Annotated in this window: 7 protein-coding genes; 3 read left to right on the top strand and 4 right to left on the bottom strand. The window is 64.4% G+C overall.

Annotated elements, in window-relative coordinates; translation table 11 throughout:
• Window positions 1–314: 314 nt before the first annotated feature.
• Window positions 315–1,322, bottom strand: a complete 1,008-nt coding sequence (locus AOQ71_RS23675; RefSeq protein ID WP_057751736.1) for an alpha/beta fold hydrolase — start codon at window positions 1,320–1,322, stop codon at window positions 315–317.
• A 215-nt stretch (window positions 1,323–1,537) separates the two neighbouring features.
• The gene (locus AOQ71_RS23670; RefSeq protein WP_057751729.1) at window positions 1,538–2,236 is read right to left on the bottom strand and encodes a metalloregulator ArsR/SmtB family transcription factor; all 699 of its coding nucleotides are present in this window, start codon (window positions 2,234–2,236) and stop codon (window positions 1,538–1,540) included.
• 203 nt (window positions 2,237–2,439) lie between these two features.
• Here AOQ71_RS23670 and AOQ71_RS23665 point away from each other — a divergent pair, with 203 nt between their 5' ends.
• Window positions 2,440–2,751: an NIPSNAP family protein gene (locus AOQ71_RS23665; RefSeq protein WP_057751836.1), complete on the top strand. Its 312-nt coding sequence runs from the start codon at window positions 2,440–2,442 to the stop codon at window positions 2,749–2,751.
• A 51-nt stretch (window positions 2,752–2,802) separates the two neighbouring features.
• On the top strand, window positions 2,803–3,612 hold the full coding sequence (locus AOQ71_RS23660; protein WP_057751723.1) for an isocitrate lyase/PEP mutase family protein: 810 nt from the start codon (window positions 2,803–2,805) through the stop codon (window positions 3,610–3,612).
• Window positions 3,613–3,821: 209 nt separating this feature from the next.
• Here the strand turns inward: AOQ71_RS23660 and AOQ71_RS23655 are convergent, their stop codons facing one another.
• On the bottom strand, window positions 3,822–4,214 hold the full coding sequence (locus AOQ71_RS23655) for a hypothetical protein (protein ID WP_057751718.1): 393 nt from the start codon (window positions 4,212–4,214) through the stop codon (window positions 3,822–3,824).
• Between the two features lie 165 nt (window positions 4,215–4,379).
• On the opposite strand from AOQ71_RS23655, the gene AOQ71_RS23650 reads away from it, so the two are divergent.
• Window positions 4,380–5,021, top strand: coding sequence for a trimeric intracellular cation channel family protein (locus AOQ71_RS23650; protein ID WP_057751713.1), 642 nt, complete (start codon window positions 4,380–4,382; stop codon window positions 5,019–5,021).
• A gap of 96 nt (window positions 5,022–5,117) precedes the next feature.
• Here AOQ71_RS23650 and AOQ71_RS23645 read toward each other — a convergent pair.
• The coding region (locus AOQ71_RS23645) for a c-type cytochrome (protein WP_245317086.1) at window positions 5,118–6,202 on the bottom strand (1,085 nt) is incomplete at its 5' end.

Below are 6,202 nucleotides of genomic sequence, written 5' to 3'. Positions count from 1 at the left end.
AGCCCGGGCCGCAACCCCCGGCGGCGCTGGCGGACTCGCTGAAGCCGACGGCCGCGCTGGCGAGCATCGCGGCGGCGAAAAGATATTTCATCTGATTTTCCTTCTGGTCTCTGGGAGCAAGTTCTTGGAAGCAAGTTCTTGGAGCAAGTTCTTGGGACAAGGGCTTAGCGCCTGCGGCGCGCAATGAATCAACAGACACGATTCGACACATCAAAACGAGTACGTGCCGTCACGTTGCGATCCAAACCTGCCAATCATGACCTGAATGCGGCATGAACATTTTGCGCGTGCGGCTTCGCGCGACATCGATGACGCTAGCGGCCGAGAAAGCCCAACACGAGCTCTCGGTACCTCTCCGGCGCCTCCAAGAAGACGAGGTGACCGGTGTCCGGAATAATCTCGGCGCGCGCATTCGGCATCTTCGCAGCCAACGCTTTTGCAAGCTCGGCATTCTGCCCCATCTTTGCGCGCAACGCTTCCGGCGCATTCGGCCGGCCCGGGGCGTTGTGGTCGTCGGCGCCCATGATGAACAGTGTCGGCGCGGTGATCTCAGGAATTTCGTGCGCGACCGGCTCGCGATAGATCATCTGGCCGGATGAGACGAAGGCGCGCAGCCAGCGCGGATAGTCGGGGCTGCCCTTGATGTTGAAGCGGGCGTCGATGAACGGCGTGATCGCCTCCGGCGGCAGCTTGATCGCATAATTGGTCTGGAGCTGCTTTCGGTAGCCGTCGGCGGTGAGTTTGTCCTCGGTTTCGATGATTGTCTCGGTCGGAACCGGCGGCACGTAGAGACGATAGTCTTCGAGGCCGATCGGTGCGGTCAGCACCAGATGGGCGACACGGTCCGGATAGGCGCGGGCGATGCGCACCCCTAACATGCCGCCGAGCGAATGCGCGACGACGTCGACCTTGTCGATTTTGAGGTGATCGAGCAGCGCGATGGTGTTGCGCGCCAGATTGTCGAAATGCAACTCGCCCATCGGCTTGGAGGATTTGCCGAAGCCGATCTGGTCCGGCACCACCACACGATAGCCCGCGTCATTGAGCATCTTGATGACATCGGCCCAGTAGCTCGACGGGAAATTGCGCCCATGCAGCAGCACGACGGCGCGGCCGTTCGGCTGAGCTGGGGCGACGTCCATATAGGCCATGGCGAGCTGCTCGCCGTCATTGACAACAGGCAGCAGATGAACGGGATAGGGATAGGCAAAGCCTTCGAGCGCAATGCCGTAAGGCTCGCGCTGGGGCGCGTCGGCGGCGTGGGCGATGAGTGGGGACGCAAAGAGGGCGGCGGCGAGGGCGGCCGGGAGAATGCGGATCATAGAGGTCTCTTAATTTACGGCGTCGTTCCGGGGCGATGCAAAGCATCGAACCGGAACCTCGAGATTCCCCGGTGCGCAGTTGCGCACCTGAGGTTCGGCTCTGCGAGCCGCCCGGAATGACTGAGGCCATAAGCGCGTGGATGGCAGGGTCAAGCCCGGCGATCGTAACACCGCTCGATCACACGCAAATTTGCGAGCTCACTCCGTTTGCGTGATCAGTCCTTGCTGTTCCCGAACAGCGCCGCGAATTGTTTCTCGCCGGTGCGGGTGAAATTCACCACACGGCTGCCGGGCGTGGCATCGCGCGCGGCCCATTTCAGCTCGGCAAAGCGCTGCATCATGGCAGCCCCGAGCGTGCCGGCGAGATGGTGGCGCCGCTCGCTCCAGTCGAGGCAGGCCTTGCAGACCGGGCGGCGCGGATGGCTGAGCATGTCGGGCGAGATCTGCAAATGCTTGGCGAGGAAGCGCTCGCCTTCCGTCGTCAGCTCGATCTCCTGCTTCTTCTGCTTTACGAGGTTGCGCGACCGAAGCGAGTCCAGCATCTGCACGCCGAGATCGCCGGCGAGGTGGTCGTAGCAGATCCGCGCCCGGCGCAGCGCCGGATCCTTCGGCCCAGTGCGCACGCGCATATGGCCGGTGCGCGCGGCAAGACCGGCGAGTCCTTCGAGCACGCCGGCGACGTCGTCGTCGGTGAGGCGGTAGTAGCGGTGGCGGCCCTGCTTCTCCGGCTCGACCAGCCCGCCGGCCTCGAGCTTGGCCAGATGCGAGCTCGCGGTCTGCGGCGTGATGCCGGCCTCCTGCGCCAGCTCGCTCGCCGTGAGCGCGCGGCCGTTCATCAGCGCCGTGAGCATGTTGGCGCGGGCGGGATCGCCGACCAGCGCGGCGACCATGGCGATGTCGGGTCCAGATTTCATGCTTCGATGGTAGCCGAAGCATTGTAGTCGGGCAAGAGCGTAGCGTCTCACCAAGTCGTCATCGCCGGACCCGTAGGGTGGGCAAAGGAGCGGAGCGACGTGCCCACCAATCGTCGTTGCGAAGAGACGAGGTGGGCACGCTTCGCTTTGCCCACCCTACGAGACCTGCGCTCGCAATGACAGCGCGAAAACAGGAGCCCAACATGTCCGTCACCGTCTTCATCCGCTACCGGCTCGATCCCTTCAAGCGCGCGCAGTTCGAGGACTATTCGAAGCGCTGGCTGACCATCATCCCGAAATGTGGCGGCGACCTGATCGGCTATTTCATGCCGCATGAAAGCACCAACAACATCGCCTTTGCACTGATCACTTTCGAGAGCCTCGCCGCCTACGAGGCCTATCGCGCGCGGCTGCGGCAGGATGGCGATGGCATGGCGAACTTCCATTTCGCCGAGGACAACAAGTTCATCCTGGCGGAAGAGCGCACCTTCCTGCGCAAGGTGGTATTGGACTAGCGCCGTCCTGCGAGCGTCCCTATCTCTGCGCGGCCAACATGGGAGAGAAACATGCATGTGACAACGGCTGACAAGCGCGCGACGTTCAGGAAGCTGCACGAGAGCGGCTGCTTCATCCTGCCCAATCCGGTCGATGTCGGCGGCGCCAGGGCGTTGCAGCATCTCGGTTTCAAGGCGATCGCCTCGTCGAGCGCGGGCTTTGCCTGGACCATCGGCAAGGCCGACAATCGCGTCACCGTGGAGGACGTCTGTCAGCATCTGGCAGCATTGAGCTCGTCCGTCGACATTCCCGTGAACGCGGATTTCGAGGGCGGTTTTGCCGTCGAGCCGGACCAGGTCGCCGAAAATGTCGAGCGTGGCGTGCGCACCGGCGTCGCCGGCCTGTCGATCGAGGATTCCACCGGGGACAAGGACAAGCCGCTCTATGATCGCGCGCTTGCAGTCGAGCGCATCAAGGCCTCGCGCAAGGCGATCGGCGACAGTGGCACGCTGCTGGTCGGCCGCTGCGAGGCTTATCTCTGGGGTGTCACCGATCTCAAGCTCGTCATCGACCGGCTCACGGCTTACGCCGATGCCGGTGCCGATTGCCTCTACGCGCCGGGCCTGAAGACGCGCGAGGACATCGCGGCCGTGGTGAAGGCCGTCGCACCAAAGCCGTTCAACCTGCTGATCGGCGGCTCCGGCTTGTCGCTGAAGGAGGCCGAAGATCTCGGCGTGCGCCGCATCAGCGTCGGTGGCTCGCTCGCCCGCGCCGCCTGGGGCGGCTTCATGCGCGCGGCGAAGGAAATGGCGGAGAAGGGGACGTTTGGCGAACTGGCCGGCGGCTATCCCGGCGGCGAGCTCAACAAGATGTTCAGCTAGCTCCCAACGAAAGCGGCGGGACCTTTCGATCNCCCGCCGCTCTCTCATCCTCTCGATGTCATGCCCCGCGCAGGCGAGGCATCCAGTCGTCCGCGGCTTGTCGATTCGACTTCAACCGTCTCGGAGGACTGGATCGCCCGGTCCTGATGCGCAATTGCGCACAAGGCCGGGCGATGACGTTTGTGTGCTACGCGAAGACGGTCGTGCCGTTACTTCGCGCCATCAGACGGCGTCTGCGTATCCACCGCCGGCTTGCTCGGCGCAGCACCCGTGGTCACGCCCGGCGCGGTGTTGTTGCGCGGCGTCACGTCACGCATGCCGGGAGGTGCGGCGGGGTTGGCCGGAGTCGTCTGCTGCGCGGTTTGTGTAGCCGGCGTATTGCTCGCCTGGTTGCCTGAGTTGGTATTGTTCAAGCCATAGAACACGGCGCCCAGCACCAGGGCGATCGCCACCGCGAACAGCGCGATTTTGCCGCTGGAGGCGGGGCCTTCGCCGAGCTCGGGATCAGCCTGAAGGTCGGCATCCCGGCGCGCCGCGCGAAGATACTCATCGTCGGCGAGGTTCGGGCGGTACGGATCGTTGGGAAAACGGTCGTCAGCCATCGATTGGGTCTCCTCGTTGATTGCCCTCAGACAACCCTCGGCTGCGAGATTCTGTTCCGGGTTCCCTAGTGCTTTCGTCGGATGTTGCCCTCAAGCGCGGAATCGGGAACCTGTGCACGCGGAACTCGGCGCGTAAGTTCCACGGCAAAAAGAGGGAACAAAGCGATGTGGAGCCTGCCACCGATCGATAGCGTGCTCCATCTCTTGTCGTTGATCGCCGTCGCCGCGCAAGGCATGACGGCAGCGCTTGCGGCGGGACGGCGCAGCATGGATTGGCTCGGGGTCTGCTTTCTCGGCTGCATCACGGCGCTCGGCGGCGGCACGCTACGCGATCTCTTCCTCGGCCATTATCCGCTGGCCTGGGTGCAGAACCCGATCTATCTCGCGCTCGCCGGCGGGGCTGCGTTCCTCACGATCCTGTTCGCGCGTCTCGTGCACCGGTTGAAGATCGCCTTCATCGTGCTCGATGCCATCGGCCTCGTCGTCTTCACCATGACCGGCTGCGACGTCGCCTGGCAGATGGATGCCTCGCTGCCGATCGTGATCGTCTCCGGCATGGTGACGGGCTGCGCCGGCGGCGTGCTCCGCGACGTGCTCTGCAACGACGTGCCGCTCTTGTTTCGCTCCGAGCTCTACGCCAGCGTCTCGGTGGTGACGGGGCTGTTCTATGCCACCGCGTTCGGTTTGAAACTCAACGCCGAGCTATGGACCATCCTGACCTTCGCCCTCGGCATCAGTTTTCGTCTCCTCGCCGTGCGCTACAAATGGGAGATGCCGAAATTCGTGTTCACGGGGGATGAGGAGTAGCAGCTCTCTCGGCATCGTCATTGCGAGCGCAATCCAGTCTGTCACCGCAGAGGGATTCTGGATTGCTTCGCTGCGCTCGCAATGACAGGGAGACAGCTACGGCGCCGGCCTGCGCGCCCTCGCCACCTGCGCCGGCGTCACCAGCAGGCCGGCATTGCCCCAGGAATTGCGGATGTAGTTGGTGACCGCCGCGATCTCCGCATCCGACAATTGCTTGGCATAGCCGGGCATCTCGCCGGTGTTCGGCGCGCGCGGCGTCGTCACGGTGTGGGCGCCGTCGAGAATGACGCGCAAGGTCGAGGAGGGGTTGATGGATTGCAGCAGCGCATTGCCCGGCAGCGGCGGATAGATGCGGGGCGCGCCGGAGCCGTCGGCCTCATGGCAGGCGATGCAGAATTTTGCGTAGACCGCCTGGCCCGCTTTCATCTCGGCCGCCTCGGGCGGCGCCACGATGGTCTCGCGCCGCGCCGGCGGCAGGCTCTTCAAATAGATCGCGATCGCTCGGATGTCGGCATCGCTCATCTTCGAGGTCGAGGCGACGATCACCTCGGCCATCGGCCCGCCGGCATGGCTCCTGGCGTTGCGGCCGCTCTGCAGATATTCGGTGATGTCCTCAGTGCTCCACGATTGCAGCCCGGTCCGCGTAGCGCCATCGAGGCGCGGTGCGTACCAGCCCTCGATTTCGTTGCCGGTCAGCGCCTGCGAGCTCTTGTCTGCGCCCAAAGCGTTCTTCGGCGTGTGGCAGGCGCCGCAATGACCGAGCCCGGTGACGAGATAGCCGCCCCGATTCCACGCTGCGCTCTTGTTCTGGTCCGGCTCGAACAGCCCGGGCGTGAAGAACAGCAAGTTCCAGCCGCGCATCAGGAAGCGATAGTTGAGGGGCCAGTGCAGCTCCGGCGGCTTGTTGCGGCTGACGACGGGCGCGAGGGTGCCGAGATAGGCGCGGATCGCCAGCGTGTCGTCCTTGGTCATCCGCGTGAAGTAGGGGTAGGGGAAGGCTGGATAGTAGAGCGAGCCGTCCGGCGCGGTGCCATAGCGCAAGGCGCGGGTGAAATCGGCGTCGGTCCAGGCGCCAATCCCGGTGTCGCGATCAGGCGTCAGGTTCGGCGCATAGATCGCACCGAAGGGCGTGTCGATGCGTTTTCCCCCCGCGAAGGGCTTGGTGGGATCGGCGGTGTGGC

This window comes from Bradyrhizobium manausense (assembly GCF_001440035.1).
In the GTDB taxonomy this organism is placed as follows: Bacteria; Pseudomonadota; Alphaproteobacteria; order Rhizobiales; family Xanthobacteraceae; genus Bradyrhizobium; species Bradyrhizobium manausense.
Note: the sequence above shows the minus strand (reverse complement) of the source record. Positions and strands in the feature narration are given on the sequence as shown.

Bases quoted from the DNA above. Each gene is read 5' to 3' on its own strand.
- AOQ71_RS23665 (WP_057751836.1), top strand. From the start codon at position 2,440: ATGTCCGTCACCGTCTTCATCCGCTACCGGCTCGATCCCTTCAAGCGC.
- AOQ71_RS23650 (WP_057751713.1), top strand. From the start codon at position 4,380: ATGTGGAGCCTGCCACCGATCGATAGCGTGCTCCATCTCTTGTCGTTG.
- AOQ71_RS23675 (WP_057751736.1), bottom strand. From the start codon at position 1,322: ATGATCCGCATTCTCCCGGCCGCCCTCGCCGCCGCCCTCTTTGCGTCC.
- AOQ71_RS23655 (WP_057751718.1), bottom strand. From the start codon at position 4,214: ATGGCTGACGACCGTTTTCCCAACGATCCGTACCGCCCGAACCTCGCC.
- AOQ71_RS23670 (WP_057751729.1), bottom strand. From the start codon at position 2,236: ATGAAATCTGGACCCGACATCGCCATGGTCGCCGCGCTGGTCGGCGAT.
- AOQ71_RS23660 (WP_057751723.1), top strand. From the start codon at position 2,803: ATGCATGTGACAACGGCTGACAAGCGCGCGACGTTCAGGAAGCTGCAC.